Source organism: Paenibacillus mendelii (assembly GCF_024498075.1).
Taxonomy (GTDB): Bacteria; Bacillota; Bacilli; order Paenibacillales; family Paenibacillaceae; genus Paenibacillus_Z; species Paenibacillus_Z mendelii.
The window spans coordinates 828,926-846,688 of record NZ_JANHOF010000001.1; the positions used below are offsets into that span (position 1 = coordinate 828,926).

At 50.6% G+C, this 17,763-nt stretch carries 15 protein-coding genes; 5 read left to right on the forward strand and 10 right to left on the reverse strand.

Going from position 1 to position 17,763, the window contains the following annotated elements; translation table 11 throughout:
* Positions 1-16 precede the first annotated feature (16 nt).
* Entirely contained in the window at positions 17-346 is a 330-nt protein-coding gene (locus NNL21_RS03570; RefSeq protein WP_204816749.1) for a low molecular weight protein tyrosine phosphatase family protein, read from the reverse strand.
* Positions 347-374: 28 nt separating this feature from the next.
* The gene (locus NNL21_RS03575; RefSeq protein WP_204816068.1) at positions 375-1,178 is read right to left on the reverse strand and encodes a phytanoyl-CoA dioxygenase family protein; all 804 of its coding nucleotides are present in this window, start codon (positions 1,176-1,178) and stop codon (positions 375-377) included.
* Positions 1,179-1,302: 124 nt separating this feature from the next.
* Between NNL21_RS03575 and NNL21_RS03580 the strand changes: the two genes are divergently transcribed.
* Entirely contained in the window at positions 1,303-2,100 is a 798-nt protein-coding gene (locus NNL21_RS03580; protein WP_204816069.1) for an AraC family transcriptional regulator, read from the forward strand.
* Positions 2,101-2,216: 116 nt separating this feature from the next.
* Here the strand turns inward: NNL21_RS03580 and helD are convergent, their stop codons facing one another.
* From helD to NNL21_RS03600, 4 genes are all read right to left on the reverse strand, one after another.
* On the reverse strand, positions 2,217-4,577 hold the full coding sequence (gene helD, locus NNL21_RS03585) for an RNA polymerase recycling motor HelD (RefSeq protein WP_204816070.1): 2,361 nt from the start codon (positions 4,575-4,577) through the stop codon (positions 2,217-2,219).
* A 345-nt stretch (positions 4,578-4,922) separates the two neighbouring features.
* Positions 4,923-5,501 carry an MFS transporter gene (locus tag NNL21_RS03590; RefSeq protein WP_204816071.1) on the reverse strand — a complete coding sequence of 193 codons (579 nt, stop codon included), beginning with the start codon at positions 5,499-5,501 and terminating at the stop codon, positions 4,923-4,925.
* On the reverse strand, positions 5,498-6,931 hold the full coding sequence (locus NNL21_RS03595) for an FAD-binding oxidoreductase (RefSeq protein WP_204816750.1): 1,434 nt from the start codon (positions 6,929-6,931) through the stop codon (positions 5,498-5,500). Before NNL21_RS03595 ends, NNL21_RS03590 begins: the two co-directional genes overlap by 4 nt.
* Positions 6,931-7,824, reverse strand: a complete 894-nt coding sequence (locus tag NNL21_RS03600) for a LysR substrate-binding domain-containing protein (protein WP_204816072.1) — start codon at positions 7,822-7,824, stop codon at positions 6,931-6,933. The genes NNL21_RS03595 and NNL21_RS03600 overlap by 1 nt, the downstream gene beginning before the upstream one ends.
* A gap of 160 nt (positions 7,825-7,984) precedes the next feature.
* Between NNL21_RS03600 and thrC the strand changes: the two genes are divergently transcribed.
* The 4 genes from thrC (at position 7,985) to NNL21_RS03620 (ending at position 13,130) form a co-directional block, all read left to right on the forward strand.
* Positions 7,985-9,286: a threonine synthase gene (gene thrC / locus NNL21_RS03605; protein WP_204816073.1), complete on the forward strand. Its 1,302-nt coding sequence runs from the start codon at positions 7,985-7,987 to the stop codon at positions 9,284-9,286.
* A gap of 115 nt (positions 9,287-9,401) precedes the next feature.
* Positions 9,402-10,496 (forward strand): GerAB/ArcD/ProY family transporter, encoded by a 1,095-nt coding sequence (locus tag NNL21_RS03610; protein ID WP_204816074.1) that lies wholly within the window; start codon positions 9,402-9,404, stop codon positions 10,494-10,496.
* The gene (locus tag NNL21_RS03615; RefSeq protein ID WP_256555035.1) at positions 10,493-11,980 is read left to right on the forward strand and encodes a spore germination protein; all 1,488 of its coding nucleotides are present in this window, start codon (positions 10,493-10,495) and stop codon (positions 11,978-11,980) included. The genes NNL21_RS03610 and NNL21_RS03615 overlap by 4 nt, the downstream gene beginning before the upstream one ends.
* A 1-nt stretch (position 11,981) precedes the next feature.
* The gene (locus tag NNL21_RS03620) at positions 11,982-13,130 is read left to right on the forward strand and encodes a Ger(x)C family spore germination protein (RefSeq protein ID WP_204816075.1); all 1,149 of its coding nucleotides are present in this window, start codon (positions 11,982-11,984) and stop codon (positions 13,128-13,130) included.
* A gap of 59 nt (positions 13,131-13,189) precedes the next feature.
* On the opposite strand, the gene NNL21_RS03625 is transcribed toward NNL21_RS03620, so the two are convergent.
* The 4 genes from NNL21_RS03625 to NNL21_RS03640 form a co-directional block, all read right to left on the reverse strand.
* On the reverse strand, positions 13,190-13,630 hold the full coding sequence (locus NNL21_RS03625; RefSeq protein ID WP_204816076.1) for a GyrI-like domain-containing protein: 441 nt from the start codon (positions 13,628-13,630) through the stop codon (positions 13,190-13,192).
* 363 nt (positions 13,631-13,993) lie between these two features.
* Entirely contained in the window at positions 13,994-15,709 is a 1,716-nt protein-coding gene (locus NNL21_RS03630; RefSeq protein WP_204816077.1) for an ABC transporter ATP-binding protein, read from the reverse strand.
* 31 nt (positions 15,710-15,740) lie between these two features.
* Positions 15,741-16,133, reverse strand: coding sequence for a hypothetical protein (locus NNL21_RS03635; protein ID WP_256555036.1), 393 nt, complete (start codon positions 16,131-16,133; stop codon positions 15,741-15,743).
* A gap of 120 nt (positions 16,134-16,253) precedes the next feature.
* The gene (locus NNL21_RS03640; protein ID WP_204816078.1) at positions 16,254-17,546 is read right to left on the reverse strand and encodes an amidohydrolase; all 1,293 of its coding nucleotides are present in this window, start codon (positions 17,544-17,546) and stop codon (positions 16,254-16,256) included.
* Between the last annotated feature and the right edge of the window lie 217 nt (positions 17,547-17,763).

Here is a 17,763-nt window from a genome sequence, read left to right on the forward strand (position 1 = left end):
GTTGTCAGCCTTCGGTTCAGTCCAATATTCCGATCGTCTCTTCCACCCTTGCTTTCAATAATTCAACAAGCTCTTCATCCATGTATCGATAATCGTCCGGAATGTCCAAGCAGACCATCTGCTTCTCGCTCAGTATGAAATCGAATTTACTACGAAGGCGGCGCAGATGCTTTCGTTCCATGACTAGAATCATATCCGCCCAGCCGATATGTCCGGCTGTCACTTTGATTCTCGCCTGCTCTTCCGTTCCGGCGGATCGCACGTCAAGGCCGTTCAAGCCGTGAAAGATATGCTCGGCTGTTAAGCTCCTCCATTTGTTCCGGCTGCATACAAACAATAGCTTTATGGGTCAGCACCTCATTATTTTATTTATTTCAAAGCTTGTTTAACGGGAGTTTGCCGCTATCCGGTACGTAGAACCGAAACGGTTCCCCCTCATGGAGTCCCAGCAGCTGCCGTCTTACGGGATCGGTGATTTGGCGCATTGTATCAGACACAGCATGATAATCGATCGGACGCAGCCACAAATAGCCATAACCCATAAACAGCTGACGACGCGTGAATTCAGAATAATTATGCGTAGGCGCATGCCATAGATTTTGTGCAAAGAGGCAGACGTCACCCGGCTTGCCGCAAACGTCGACACCCTCGGTCTGCGGGTCACTTCCGCTAAAGCCCGGATGGTAATGCGGAATTTTGTGGCTCTTCGGCATGACACGGGTGTTGCCCCGGCCAGGCTGTGACATATCGCTTAAGAAATATAAGGCTTTCATATAGAAAAGTGGTGTCAGTCCATTTACCGCCGGGAAAGAAGGCACCGGTCCGTCGGCATGCCAGCCGATGGGCGGCTGCGGCTGCCCGTTAAGACGAGGAAGCGGCTTCCGCACGGTCAGGTGGGACGTATGAAGCTGGATATTGCGGCCGAGGATATCCATGACGATCGGTAGAACCGTCGGTTCATCGATCAGCTCCAGAAAAGCTGCATGTCGTTCAATGGCATTGCGGATATCCAAATTCGGCTCACTGTCTGGATGTCCCTCCCCAACTTCATCGATCGCTGCGTTTAAGCGGTTTACTGTTTGGGAAGAAAGTACATTTTTCACGATCACATAACCGTACTCACGAAACTGCTCGACCAGCCGGTCACGGTCGAGTGTCTCTGTATCGAATGATTGCATCCGCCAGGCACCTCCAAATTTCTATGTATATATATGTTACATTTTACCTATACAATGAGTGAATAGAAATGAAGAATACAATCATTCTTGTATCTTCTATTTCATTTTGGGAGGCGTTATGGCGATGGAAGCTCTTCGATGGAATGCAACACACAGAATTGAAGTGCTCCATCATTTTGTATGGCATTTAGGAGATCGATTCGTGCATGAAGCCGATACGTATGAGCATATGATGATTTTCGCCGTCGAAGCCGGCATGTTTGCCTATCGGATGCAGGATCTGGAGGGCGTAGCATCCGCCGGAGACCTTGTCTGCTGTCCGCCAGGTATTACGCTGCATCGCAGAGCGTTGAACGATCTTACCTTCCATTATATACTATGCGATGTCGTGGATGAGCAGGGAGTGACTATACGCGATGCCGCATGCTTGCCGCTCGGGCGGATAAGCGTCAAGCATAATCAACGTTTGCACAATACATACGAGCTGCTGCGTGAAGCAAGCCGCATCCCTGCACCACAGCAGCCGTGGGTCGATCACCTTGTTAATGATATATGGCAATTAATCTGCTTCGAGACCTCTTCAGCGGTCACTCAGGGTGGGACCATATGGAGCGATCGGTGGAAGCGCCGGCTTCATGAAGCGGCATTCAACGGAGAGAGTCTGTCTGCCCTCGCGGATGAGGCTGGTCTAAGTCCTGTTCAATTTTCGCGGAAATTCTCGGCTGCAGCAGGGGTTTTGCCTTCCGAATACATATCCGGCCTGCGAATACAGCGTGCATGCGACCGCCTGCAGAATAGTGATGCCAGTATAGAGGATATTGCGGCAGATTGCGGACTATCCAACCGATATTACTTCACAAGGCTGTTCACCCGGCAGATGGGCATTCCGCCTGCGAAATACCGCAAGCTGCACCGGATATGAAACAGACATACCGTTCCCAAACTTAATAACCATGCACCCTGGCGATGGACGTTGGAATAGGAAGTTTCCCCATTCCATCCTTCATCGTCTGAGGTGCATGGTTTATTTGCGTTCGATTATTCAGGCTCCACTGTGCAGCGTTTTCTGGCCTCCTCCGAAATGAACGGACTCCAGTCCCCGATCGTATATAGATGCAGCTCATGCATTGCACGAGTACAAACCGTGTAGAACAGCTTTCTCTCTCGTTCCCTCCCGTAACCGCTAACCGAACCATCGTACACGATGACCGCATCGAACTCGACCCCTTTAGCTAAGTAGGAAGGAATCACGACAACGCCCTGTTCGAAATCAGACGTTTCTCTCTCCATCAGACGGATATCGATGAACTGCTGCAGCGCATCGTGAGCCGTTCGGCTCTCAGCAGCCGTCTTGCAGATGACCGCGATCGTCTGATAGCCCTCTTCCTTCAGCGCCGTAATCCGTTCAACTATGTGTGCATGAAGCGCTTGGCTATCTTTCACGGTTGTGAGCGTCGGTTTCTCGCCGCTCCGGTTAAACGGCTCGATACTCTCTCCTCCAGGAATGAGCATACTGGTAAATTCAACGATCGGCCGGGTCGATCGATAACTGCGAGTCAGCATGACTCTTTCCGTTTCTTCCGGATCATACAGCGCTTCGACTGCAGAGAACCCGCTGCCGCCGCTAGATGTATGCGCATTGATCGATTGATTCATATCACCTAGCGCAGTAACTTTGGCCCTCGGAAACAGCCGCTTCAGATAAGCGAATTGAAAAGCTGTGTAATCCTGCGCTTCATCGATAAGAATATGACGCACGGACACATTCGTCTGGAATCCGCGGATCCGTTCTACCGCATACAGAAACGGTGTTGCATCCTCGTAGGCCATCTCGCCTTCATCCAAACGTTCCAACGTCCGTGTGCAGATTTGGCTCCAGCGGGCCGGCAGCGAATCGCCTTCCTCCAGGTAAGCTTGAGCGAACGTCGGATCAGCAAACAATTGACGGTATACCGCCTTTAAATTGATAAAATTTAATCGTTTTACGCGATTACGCAACGGCTTAAACCGTTCGCGGACGACATACTCGGCCAGCATAGCCCTCTCCGCCTCGAAATCGTCGAAGGAATCCTTATTGAAGCGTTTCTTCCTTCTTAGCTGCTGATAAATCCTCAGATACGTATCCTTATCCAGCAGTTCGATATCATCTTCTACCCAACGTTCTTCAAGTGCGGCCGTTTGACGTTCCTTCAATCTCTCCATTAACCGCTCGGCAACGAGACGAAGCCGGTTCGGAATCGGAATCGAATGATCGAGTGAGTAGAAGTAGTCATGAATATCATCCGCTTGAATGAAAGGCTCCCCGCGAAACGACAGGCTTCGGAAGATGAGCCCCCCGTCTTTTAGAGAGGTTAGATAACGCTCCATCAACTCCACGAACGTGCCGGATGCTTTGTAGCGAATGCTCTCCATCCGGGCTTCATAGCCCGGATCTTCCATCGCGGACAAAGCGTACTCGAGCTGCTCGTAAGGGTTCTCCAATCGAAATGACTTGCTTAAGCGAAAATGCAAATAATCCTGGAACGTGGTTTGTTCCATATTATCTTCGCCAAGCTCTGGAAGCACGGTCGACACATAGCTATTGAACATCGGGTTTGGCGAGAAGAGGACGATCTGATCTGCGCTCAACGTCCCTCTATGCCGGTATAACAAATAAGCTACCCGCTGCAGTGCTGCAGATGTCTTGCCGCTCCCTGCGGCGCCTTGAACGACAAGCAAGCGGCTGCGGTCATTCCGGATAATTAAATTCTGTTCACGTTGAATCGTCGCGACGATGCTCTTCATCTGAGCATCCGAATGCTTGCCGAGAACTTCCTGCAGCATCTCGTCACCGATCGTAACACCCGTATCGAATAGGCTCGCAATGACACCATCCCGTATGACAAACTGCCGTTTCAGCTTCAGCTCGCCGCCGATCATGCCCATGGGTGTATCATACCGGGCCGGTCCCGGCGGATAATCATAATACAGACTCGAGACCGGCGCACGCCAGTCATAGATGAGATAATCCGTATCAGTGGCGTCACGCAGCGAGGCAATGCCAAGATAGATGGGCTCGGAGGCAGACTCCCCATTCTCCACAAAATCGATCCGTCCAAAGTACGGCGATTGTCTCAGCTTCTTCAGGGTCCGCAATTGCTTATCGCTTTGCCTGTGCGCATGCTCGCGGTCGAAGAGCATCTCGGCCTGCTGCCTTAAGCTTGCTGCAGTCTCGGCCAGCTCAGCTGCATCCTCGAAGTTGACGGTGACATCATCCCAGAAATTTTTGCGGATTTCGACCATTTCACTTCTGGCCTCAGATGTCTGGCGCTCTAATGTCGCCATTTGGCCGTCAATTTCTTGAACAACCTGATCGACCCGCAGCTGTTCACATTTCCAATCTTGAGCCGGTTCAGACATTCGACAACGTTCCTCTCACTATAATGTACATTCCTGAATTAACGGTTAGCGGGCATAACGGAAACCGTATGGAAATCAATGTTGACATCCCCGGATTCATTGTGCTATAATTATTTTGGGAAATTACGTTTTTTTCACACATCTTTGCCGACCATTTTCTATTGTACCAAACCTTTTACTAAAGTTCAATCTCCATATTGGATTCCGTTTGATCCATTATTCAACCTACGCGCCCCCTCAAGTTCATCACAGGAACTTGGGAGGGCGCTTCCTTTTTAACAGTAACACCACGAAAAGCAATGCAATAGCTGCTTCAACCGCGTTTGACCATGTATCGGTTCTCATCTAAGTCGGAGTCTTTTCCCCTACGCCGCTTAACATGAGTCCGCTGAGAAACAGCACGATTGAACCCAAGTAGAACATGACATCAAGCGTAAATAGATCGATAAGAACGCCTCCGGCCATAACGGCCAGCCCTGAACAGATCGACACGCCAATATGATAACGGCCGATCTGTTCGCCCCTGCGGCCTTCCTCAGTCATATCGGCCAAGAGCGCTTTCTCGCATGTTTTCTGCATGGCGCCGAAGACACCCATTAAGATTTGCAGTGCATAGATCTGCCAAATATCCGTCACGATCGGAAACACCAAGAACAGCAGCGCCGTTCCCCAAGCGCTAAGCAGCAGAAACCGCTTGCGCCCGTAACGATCCGACGATTTGCCAAACACGCCGTTCAAGTAAGCCGAGCATAGCGTGAACAAGCCGTATGCAATGCCGTACTCCGTGAAGTCCCCGCCAATTTCCTTCACGAATATCAGATAGAACGGAAATACGATGCCTCCGCCGAATGTCATCATGCTCTGTGAAAGCATCATCCATCTCAGCGCCGAGCGCTCCCGGCCTTCGTGTATCTGTTTTCTCATCGCCCATACCTCGCATAAAGTTCATTCATAAACAGCAGCCCCGGATCCCATACACGCTTCGCAACGTAGAATGCATCTATATTCGGATAGGCTTCCTTGATCTGCCGGGTCGTTCCATACAGCTGATAGGGCAAGTAATACGTTCCCCCTTGTTCTAATGCCAAGTCGATCAGCCGCCTGGTGGACAGCTCCATACGTTGAAGGGCTGGCGCCGTCCGCTTCGTGTTGAACAGCAAGACGAATGCATAGCTGTCATGGCCAGCATATGAGAGCATCGCTTCTTTGTTCTTAGGTACATAACGGATGGTTACGTTGAGCAAGTTCAATTCATCTTCACGAACAATACGACGCAATCCGTCCACGAAGGGCAGGAAGCGGTCCACCGGGATGAAATATTCCTGCAGAAGGTCGGTTTTCTGCGTGTCGGCATACTCCATGAAGGATGCAGCCGGACGCATCGCATTGTTCCGGGAGATTCGCTCTTCCTCCTCCACCAGATAGCCCTTCTTCTGCAATCTCCATACGGCCCCCTTCCCCCAATCGAATTTGCGGGACAAGCCGAATGCAAATTTAGTGATACCGACGAACCGCTCATCGTTAAGCTCCGCCAAGTCTTCCGTTAAAGCCTCGTCTGTCTTCAAATAGGCTGTTACGAACATGTCCTTCAAGAAAGAATCCGGGGCAACCGACATCCGTGCGATCGCCATCACCGAATCCGGGCTTCGAAGCACCTGCTCTCGAAAATACTCCGGAAAAGCTTGATAATCGAGGGGTACAACATGCTTCTTGTATACCGCATCGTCCGTTAGGCGCAAATCAGCATCGAGAATTATACCAAACAATCCGTAACCGCCTATCACAAGCGGGAACAGCTCCGCGTTCTCTGTCCGGCTTATCTGCAGCTTCTCTCCGCTTGCCAGCAGAAGACGGAACGATTCCACCGAATCGATCAGCGGCCCTTCTCCGAGGTCGCGGCCATGCGCGTTCACACTCATCGAACCGCCAACCGTAAACAAATTTTGCGATTGCATGATGCGCATCGCCAAGCCCAGCGGCTGGATCGCCTTCTGGATCTTCTCCCAGGTTGCGCCGCTCTGCACGCGGATCAGCTTCCGGTCTTCATCAATATGGAGAATGCGGTCATAACCCTTCATATCCAGGACGATTGCATTCTCGTATAAGGTTTGTCCGCCTTGACTATGACGCGCGCCTGATACCGATATCGGAAGCTTCTTGCGTTTCGCCTCCGCAAGCGCATCGACAATGTCATCCGTCTGTTCGATATGCACGACCTTATGAACGCGAATCTCCATTAAACGGCCCACATCGGATGCATACTCTCCTGCCGGCATCTTCATGCGCGTGAATATCGACAAGGCCAGCAGCAGCGCATAACTAACAATGGCGAGCCCCCATACACGGCGTCGCATCAAAATGCAGTCCCATCTCCGGTAATTTGCCTGGCAAAATGGGCGGCAATCGGAGGAAGCGGATCGTCAGCTCGCCATACGAGCACGATTGGATTAACCAATTTCGCATCGGTGACATCAACGCGGGCGATCTCCCCCCGGGCTGCAGCATCTTTCGCCTCCAAGGAGGAAACATACGCTGCGCCGAACCCAGCTGCCACATGGCGTACGGTTTCTTGCACACCGTCTACCTTTAATACTGCGGTTGGCTGTCTTACACCGCGAACCCTGCATAGGGAGAGCAGTCTGTCCATTGCGGCGCTCCCTGTTTCGCGCATCACAAACGGCTGCTCGATCATCGAAGACAACGCGAGGGATAGACCGGCAAGCGGATGCGCAGCCGGCACGACGAACCATAGTTCATCCTCAAGCAGAAGGCGATGTGACAACCCTTGAAATTCCTCCGAGCTGCCGCCGATCACCGCCAAATCTGCTTCATAGTGCAGCAAAGCGCGCCTGGCATCACGCGCATTGCCTGTGACCAGCTTCGCAACTACAGATGGATAAGCCTCCCGGAAAGTCATCAGCCAGCCGGGCAGCAGAAAGTTCGCAGGAAGCGATGTAGCCGCTATACGTATAACACCACTCTCGCCGGAACGGAAGGCATCGACATCCCGCTTGATATCCCGCTCCAATGCGGCGACTCTAGCCGCGTGGGCTGCAACCCGTTCTCCTGCGGCAGTAAGCAAGATCCCTCTGCCCCTCGGAGCGAGCAAGGTCAATCCAAGCTCATGCGATAAATTACGCACATGAGCGGTTACGGCAGGCTGGCTGATACGCAGCTCTTCGGCTGCCTTCGTCACGCTGCCCATAACAGCTACATGATGAAACACAATAAGCCCGTATAAATTCACCCAGCACCTCCGGCCAACAGATTCATAATTTAAAGTTATGATTAACGTAATTATTGGTATTAGAATTATGATTCAACTACCGTTATTGTAAAGCTAACCCACATGTGGAACAAGCGAACACATAACAAAATTAGGTTAAAGCAAGGAGTGGAATTAGGCCATGAAAGCAGTATGTTCAGAGTGTCGTAAAGAAACAGAATTGAAGTCTCCCATGCGTTACGAATGCGAATGCGGGGGGCTGCTCGAGATCGTCCATGATTTCAGCGGATTAGACCCGGATAAGCTTAAACGGCTTTTTCATGAGCGCCGTTCGGAGCGGAGCACGATCTACGCCAGCGGTGTCTGGCGGTATAAGGAGCTCATCGCGCCAGAGCTTGGGGAGCAATCGATTATAACGAAGCAGGAAGGCAATACGGGACTGTATGAGTCGAGACGGGCTGCGGAGTATGCATCGGTACGCAGGGTTTGGTTGAAAGCGCAAAGTGAGAACCCCAGCGGATCGTTCAAGGACAACGGGATGACGGCTGCCGTCTCGCACGGTTATGAGCTGGGCTATCGCCGATTCGCTTGTTCCTCTACGGGCAATACGTCCTCCTCGCTTGCCATGTATGCCGCAATCGGCAGTCAAGCTTCCGTCGTGCTTGTCCCTCGCAACGGCGTGTCGGATAATAAAGTGCTCCAATCCATCGCCTATGGAGCGGAGCTCCGCACATTTGAGGGTACGTATGATGACGGAATCGCTTTCTTGAAAGCCCATGCCGAGGAGCTCGGTCTATATGTGTGCAACTCGATTAATCCTCTGCGCATCGAAGGCCAGAAGAGCATCATCTTTGAAATCGCGCAGGATATGGACTGGAAGCTTCCCGAATGGTTCATCCTGCCCGGCGGAGCGCTCAGCAATGCGGCTGCGCTTGGCAGAGGGTTGTATGATTTGTTCTCACTGGGCTTCATTGATAAGCTGCCCCGCGTGGCCGTTGTTCAGGCCGAAGGCGCAAGTCCTTTCCACCGTCTAGTCGCCAGCTTGGCGGGACATGATACGCCGCACAGCCAACATGCCGCTTCTCCTCGTATTCAGCCGGAGCCTCAACCGCACACCCGGGCTTCCGCACTTAATATCGGCAACCCTCCCAGCTGGCGCAAGGCCCTGCATACACTGAATTTAACTCATGGCGTAACCGTATCCGTATCGGATTTCGATATTATGGAAGCCAAAGCGGTTATCGATCGCAGCGGTATCGGCTGTGAACCCGCATCCGCCGCTTCGCTTGCCGGTCTCCGCAAGCTGGTTCTGGATGGAATTATTCATCCGGAGCAGACCGCCGTATGCTTGCTTACGGGCCACCTGTTAAAGGACACGGAGGCGATTAAGGAATACCACATCGGGCAAAGATGGGGCAAATTCATGGCGAATGCACCCAGACATGTCGATTTGAACCGGATAAGTGGTTTGGAGATTCTTTAAAGCCTATTACAGATATTAGCCCACATCCGATTAATGTTTCCACAATCATGCATAATACCCAGGACACTTTGGAACAATATGACAACGTCATAATAATAATCCGGGTGATTGTGCAATGATAAACGCCGTAACTAAAATCAGTTTTTTTCAAGCCTGCTTGATTCTGATGCTCGCGATCGGATTGACGAATCATGTCATCATCAATCCCATGCTCTTGGATGCGTCCGGAAGAGATGCTTGGATTGCGGTGCTCTTGGCAGGAGCATGCTATCTTCCTTGGTGTGCGCTTCTTGTGCTGTTCATGCGCAACTCAGGCGGGCAGAAGCTTCAGCCTTGGCTGGCAAGCCGGACAGCCTCCTGGATTTCGTGGATTCTTGTTTTTCCGCTATGCGTCCAGGTCTACCTGATCGGATGTACAACCATTATCAATACGGAGACCTGGACCTTGACTTATTATTTGCCGGATACGCCTAAGTTTGTGCTGGTGATCACGTTAAGCCTGGTTTGCTTTTATTATGCCCGCTCAGGCATTCGCATGATTGCATACAGTTCCGGAATCCTGCTTCCGATCGTCATCGTTCTCGGTTATTTCGTTTCTTTCTCCAACAGCCCCAACAAGGATTACACCCTGATGAAGCCCATACTGGAACACGGATGGCAGCCCGCCTTGAACGGGATGCTATACGCTGGAGGGGGGTTCATCGAATTAGTGCTGCTGCTCACGATCCAGCACCGGTTAAAATCAAGGCCTAAGGTATGGCAGCTCGTATTATTAGCGGCCATTCTTGTCTATATCACAGTCGGCCCGGTTATCGGTGCAATTACGGAATTTGGCCATAAAGAAGCCGCCAAGCAGTTCGAATCTCCTTATGAGCAATGGCGCCTTGTCAAGCTGGGTAACGATCTCGAACACGTCGACTTCTTGTCTGTTTTTCAATGGATGTCCGGCGCTGTGATCCGGGTCAGCTTTGCCCAGTATATTCTGGCCGAACTCCTTCCCTTTCGCTCGGCCAAAGCACGTGACTGGTTCATCCTCTTCATTACGGTAAGTTACATCACCATCGCCATGTACCCGATCGAACAGCACGACTTCTACCGATGGATGACACTGTATTACTTCCCGGTATCTCTGCTTGTGGCTTTCTTTGTGTCTGCGGTGTATATTGCCATCTCACTAATAAGGAAGAAGAAGGGGAAGGAGCAGGTATGAACGATTCTATGCTTTGGCAAGGCCAACCTGAGAAATGGACATTTGAGAAGCTCGAAGAACTGTTCATTGACGCAGTAGATGTCAATATCAAACGAATACAGCTGAGCGCGGAGGCATCCTCAGAGGTTGTCCTGCTATATGGCGAAGGACTGACTGACACGTCCATGATCAGCAGAGTCGTTCTTCCGGAGCTGGAGCAGCTGTTTCGTAAGCAGGGCTTCTTGGAGCTGCTTGACAATCCGGTGCACGGCACCCTTCCGCTTATTTCAACCCCGGCGAAGGTCACAGTCAATGATCTGTCGGAATGGATCTTTCAGGGGGATCTTCTTCTCTTCTTTCCTGCAGCCGACAGCGCACTGTTCCGATTGAGCATCTGCCATCGTCCCGAACGCACGCCCGAGGAATCCAGCACGGAAATTACGATCAAAGGTCCAAAGGACGGATTTACAGAGGATATCCTGACCAATGTGGGCTTAATCCGCAAGCGGATTCGCAGCCAATCCCTGTGCAACGAAAATTTTGTGGTGGGACGGCGCACGAGGACGAAGCTGAGCTTAATCTATTTTCAGGATATCCTTAACCCCGGTATTCTTAATGAGGTTCGCAGTCGGTTAAATAAGATTGATATTGACGGATTGTACAGCATCAACCAGCTTGAATCGTTCATAAACGATACCAAATACTCGTTATTTCCTTTGCTTGACTTCACCGGACGTCCCGACAAGGTTGTCGCCAGCCTGCTTGCCGGCCGATTCGTCATCATCGTCGACGGCAACCCGATGGTCATGATCGGGCCGGGAAGCTTCTCTCTCTTAATGAAGTCGCCTGAAGATCTGCATTTCAATTTCGAATATGTGTCGTTCGCGCGCCTCATCCGATTGCTCAGCTTTGCTATATCGGTCCTGCTGCCGGGCGCATGGGTTGCGCTCTCTTCCTTCCACCCGGATCAGCTGCCCTTTCGATTGATGGCGACGATCGCCTCCTCACGCTTAGGACTTCCTTTCTCCGGGCAGCTGGAATTGTTTATCCTGCTCGTCCTGCTGGAAATCTTCCGGGAAGCCGGCCTTCGCTTGCCGAGCTCGATCGGCCAGACCTTGACTGTAGTCGGCGGATTGATTATCGGCGATGCCGCAATCCGGGCCGGTCTTGTTTCTCCGAGCGTCGTTGTCGTAGGCGCATTGACCGCTGTGGCCGGTGTCACGCTCGTCAATCAATCACTCAGCGGTACGGTGAGCGTTATTCGATTTGTCCTTTTCTTCATTGCTTCTTTTCTCGGGATGTACGGCCTGCTGCTTGGCATAGTCGTCCTTGTCGGTTATATGTGCAGCCTTCGCTCATTCGGTATTCCTTATATGGCTCCCGTATCGCCTATGTACAGCTGGAGCAGTATGTTTAAATCTGTTCTGCGATTCCCATGGCGAAAGATGAACAATCGGCCTGAAGGACTGCAGCCAATCGACAAGGACCGGTATAAGGAGGAGTAGCATGCATCGGATAATCAAGTTATATCTCGGATTGCTTCTTCTCTTCGTCCTATCCGGCTGCTGGAGCTCGAAGACGATTCAGCATATGGATTACGCAACGGCGATCGGCCTGGATTACAAGGATGGATTCTATATAACGTATATACAAGTATTAAGCTTCTCCCAGGTGGCCAAGACCGAAACCATGGAAATCGGGAAAAGCATTCCGGTCTGGGTCGGTAAAGGGCAAGGAAAAACCGTATCCGAAGCGTTATCCTCCCTTTATCGAACCTCACAGCTCCGCGTATATTGGGGGCACGTTAGAGCTATTGTGTTCAGCGATGCATTTGCCAGAAATAAGCAAGCCTTACAGCAAGCTTACGATTCAATCAACCGATATCGGGAGATCCGCTATAACATACTAGTCTATGGCACGAAAGAACCGCTGCCCAAAATATTAACGCAGCAGTCCATTCTGAATCTCTCCCCTCTGGATACGATCTTGGATTCGCCTCAAGACAGCTATGAGCAGCAATCCGAAATTGCACCCCAATATGCATTTAGAGTGATTTCGGAAATAAATGAACCTATGCGCGCTACCTATCTTCCTACGCTCGCTACAACCGACGAGAGCTGGACAGAGAATGAGAAGAAAAAATCCATGTTCCTTAACGACGGCGCCTACATTATGCAAAATAAGGAGTTCAAGGGCTGGTTCTCGCTCGATGATCTCATTGGCAGCAAATGGATGGAAAAGAGGACGAAACGGTTTCTGATCAATGTTCCTGCCGGCGACAATCCTCATATTGCGATTTCGCTAAACAATCCCCGTTATCGGATTAAACCATATATCGATAAGAACGAAGTTAAGTTCAATATCGATGTGCGGATAAAGGGCAATGTCGAGGAAATGACAGAAAACTATTCGATAAGCAAGCTGGAAGCCGAAGCGGCAGCAGTCGTTCGTAGCCAGATCCTTCACACCTACCGGAAAGGGCTTCCGAATCAAACGGATATCTTGAATCTATTAGGTGTGTTCTATCGTAATCAACCGCGTGAGTGGCAGCGGTTGAATAAAATGAACAAGATCGTGCTTAAAGAGGATACCTTGAATAAGATTTCAGTCAAGATTACGCTGATTCACACCGGTAAGTACAAGGCCAGAATATAAGACAAAAGCAGCTGACCGGCGTCCTAGTGACGTCAGTCAGCTGCTTTGCTATGCCTCACTTACAGAAGCGGATATAGAATCTCGGTCTGCAGCTTATACGGATCCTCATCCCAATGGCCGTAGATTTCCATGGACGGATAGGTCCGCTGCCTGCCTGAGGCTTGAATCGCTTGGCGAATACTGTCATGCGTGGCGCCTAACTGGCTGTATGGGCCGATATGTTTCCAGTACGCATAATGATGAAAGCTTACTTCCCTCTTCATCAGCACAGAGTCCGATTCTACCGGCGAAAGAAGCTCAACGCCCGCAAACAATAAATTATCGCAATCATAGAGGACATGATTGATACCGTTATGAGACAGCTTCTTCCCCCGAACTTCCGTCCAAACCTCATCCAGCAGCTTCTTGATCGCATCGCCGTAGCTTTTGCTAGGTTCAACCTGCTTCGTAACCCCATACAGCTGAAAGGTTCTTGTTTCATTCATAATCATCAAATTCATATCGATACGCTCTCCCCGCACTCTCATTGCAATTCGCCTTGAAGGCTGCCATTCTATGTAAACCGTACACTATCAATATACCGAACATATGATCTTGTGTAAACCATTAAGAAATCTTACGGTCACCAAATCGTATATGTCAGCTTTCCACATCATTTCATAAACCTTCGCTGCCCTCGCTTTTTCTCGAGCATTAGTTACGAGTCAGCTTGATTGTAAATTTCGGGAGGCCTATTGCTTGATTTCTCGTTACTGCGCCGACGGGTCAATGCCATCCTCTCAAATATTTGCGGCAGCTGGGAGCGATCACTGGGCAAAGAGACCCATGAACGGTTGTAACGTTCATGGGTCTCTATAAACCTTTTACCGATTGTACTGAGCGTGATGCAGCCGGCTGTAGATACCGCCCGAAACAACCAATTCCTGATGCTTGCCCTGCTCGGCAATGCCATCTTCATTGACGACAATAATACGGTCCGCATTCTTGATCGTAGTCAGCCGATGTGCGATCACTAGTGTCGTTCTTCCTACAGACAGATCGGACAAGGACTGTTGAATGGCCGCTTCCGTCTCCGTGTCCAGTGCAGAAGTTGCCTCATCCAGAATGAGGATAGGAGGATTCTTAAGAAACATTCTGGCAATCGACAGCCGCTGCTTCTGTCCCCCTGACAGCTTCACGCCGCGTTCCCCGATAATCGTGTCGATTCCTTCTGGCAGCTTATGGATCAGCTCTTCCAGCGAAGCACGCCTTGCCGCTTCCCAAATCTCTTCTTCCGTGGCTTTCAAATCGCCGTAAGCAATATTCTCGCGAATTGTCCCGGAGAAGAGGAACACATCCTGTTGAACGATACCGATATGCTTACGCAGCGACTCAAGCTCAATCTTCCGTATATCGACCCCATCAACAGTAATTCTGCCTGTATCCACATCATAGAATCGCGGCAGCAGGCTGCAAATCGTCGTTTTGCCGGCCCCGGATGGTCCTACGAACGCAATCGTTTCCCCCGCATGAATGGTCAGATCGATATCCTGCAAAATTTTCCGGTTCGGCTCATACCCGAACGTGACGCCTTCGAATTGAATGTCCCCTTTGACCGCATTCATCCGAATGGCATCTGGCGAATCCGCAATATCCGGCTCCGTATCGATGATCTCAATATACCTTTTGAAGCCCGCTATACCTTTAGGATAGCTCTCGATCACAGCATTTATCTTTTCGATCGGGCGGAAGAAGATATTGGACAGCAGCAGGAAGGCCATAAATTCGCCCATATCCAGCTTGCCTTTAATAAAGAACCAGGCGCCGCATATCATCACGAAGACCGTAATGAGACGCATCATCATATAGCTGACCGATATGCTCTTCGCCATCGTTTTGTACGCTAGCAGCTTCGTCTCGCGAAACTTCTGATTGTCGACCGCGAACAGCTTCTTCTCATGAGCTTCGTTAGCGAACGATTGAACCACGCGAATGCCGCCGACGTTATCCTCGATACGGGCATTGAAATTGCCCACGTCTCCGAATAAACGTCTGTACGTTGATGTCATCTTGCCGCCGAATACGATAATCAGCCAGGCCATCAACGGGATAATGATAAAGGTCAGCAGCGCCAGCTCCAAATTAATATAAGCCATGAGAGAGAATGCACCGACGAGCGTCATCACTGCAATGAAAACATCCTCGGGACCGTGGTGGGCTACTTCTCCGATATCGTTCAGGTCATTCGTAATTCTACCAATCAGATGACCGGTTTTATGATTGTCGAAAAACCGGAACGACAGCTTCTGAATATGCCCGAACATCTTTCTGCGCATATCCGTCTCGATGTTGATCCCCAGCATATGTCCCCAATACGTCACGACATAATTAAGTGCCGTGTTCAACGCATAAATACCGAACAATGCCAGACAAGCCAGCACGATGAGCGGCCAGTCCTCTCCAGGCAATAAGTCATTGATAAAGGTGCTTACCGCCAGCGGAAAGGCAAGCTCGAGCAATCCGGCAAGAATCGCACAAGTGAAATCTAAAAAGAATAGCCCTTTATAAGGACGATAGTATGAAAAAAAACGGCGCAGCACGCAAAATCACTCTCCAAAATCAATCCATAATTTAGTTTTCTTCGTTCGTCTCAACGAATGCATCTTGCTGCTCCGGCTTCATCCTGTCATCTTCCTGCAGCTCGAATAAATACATATAGTCGCTGATCACCTGCTCAATGGCTTTGAGTTCACCGCTGATTACCGGATGGATCGATTGAAACTCTGTTTCCCCAAGCTGTCTCGACAAGGTCGCGCGCTTAATATGCAGCTGCTCCAGAAAGGTCAGAATTCTCCCTCTTCTGTACGTTTGGGCACCGCCGCTTCCCGGTTCACCGCCACGCCTTCTATGATGCTCACCACGATGCTCTCCACGATGACCGCGACCTCTTCCTTTCCCACGGTCGTCTAGCGGCGAGACAATTGCAGGACGAGCTTCCGGTCTGTCAAATTGGCCTTGTTTCATTACAGCCTCCTTTCTGTATACATTCGTATACATCTGTTGATGTATACGAATGTATACAATCCCAAGGCGGTTGTCAATAGGCTCGCGCAAGATTTTCCGGATTATTTTGTAAACTTGCTCTTAAATCCCCTTTACAATTCGCTCTGCCCGTTGACGAACTTGCCTGTACAGCTCGTCTTCATTAATGGTCAACAGCTTTCTTCCCTGCATAAGGAGCCTGCCATTCACCATTACCGTGTCGACATCCGATCCGCTGGCTGCGTAAGCCAGCAGCGATTCGATATTATGAACCGGCTGCAGATGCGGTTTTCTCATATCGACGAGAATCAAATCCGCCTTCTTGCCCGCCTCCAATGTGCCAACCTCGTGGTCAAGACACAGCAGCTTCGCACTCTCCAGTGTCCCCATGCCGAGCGCATGGCTTGCAGGTAGTATCGTTGGATCACCGTAATCGAGCTTCTGCAGCCACGCTGCTGCCCTCACGGTTTCGAACATATCCAGCGTCGTTGCGCTGCCCGCTCCATCCGTACCAAGCCCCACCGTAATACCTTGGCGCAGGCATTCTGCTACGGGTGCAATACCGCAGCCCAGCTTCAAATTGCTAATCGGATTATGTGCGATACCGCCTCGCATACCGTGCAGCAGCCGAATATCCTTTCGCGTCAGATGAACGGCGTGTGCAAGCAGCACATGGGCGCGATCGAACATTCCTATGTGGGCCAAATATTCCGTTGGCGTCACACCGTACTTATCACGGATCTTGACGACCTCTTCCTTCGTCTCCGCCAAATGGATATGGATGGGAAGCTTCCGGGATTCCGCATAAGCAATCGTTTCCTTCAATGGCTCAGGGGGACATGTGTATGGCGAATGCGGCCCGATCATCGTCGTAATTCGGCCATCCGCCGCTCCCGACCATCGTTCGACCAAATCAATCGCTTCGCTCATTCGTCGCCCGCCGTCATCCTGCAGAAACACTAACCCGCGGGTTAACGATGCACGCATGCCCACACTCTTCACAGCTTCAGCGATTTGGCCCATTTGGATATACATGTCCGCGAAGCATGTCGTACCGCTCCGTATCATCTCCGCCATGGCCAGTTGTGAGCCCCAGTAAATATCCTCCGGCGTCATGTTCGCTTCCGCTGGTAGCATCTTTCGGTCGAGCCAATCCATCAGCTTCATGTCATCGGAGAAAGCCCGCAGCAGGCTCATCGGCGAATGCTGATGCGCATTAATAAAGCCCGGCATAGCGGTAAAACCTTCACCTTCGATCACCTGATCAACCTCTGATATATCAACAGATACACCCAGCTCCACGATGCGGTCATCCTCAATCAGAATATTCCCTTTATAGGGCGCTTCTCCTTCTATCATCGTAATGATCAGACCATTTCGTATCCCAGTTCTCATTCTCTCATCGTCCTCCCTGCAATCAGATGCTCCTGTTTTCTTGGACACATCTTCCAGCAATCATATTGGCAGCTAAGCGGCTACATATGGAAACGATAAGCGTTGACGCAGCGTCAACGTCAAGTCTTATTAGCTCACAGCATACACCTAGCTAATTTTAACTCCCAAGCGCTTCCTCTCTGTGAATATTTTCTTGATAATTTTCAGGACTGTATGT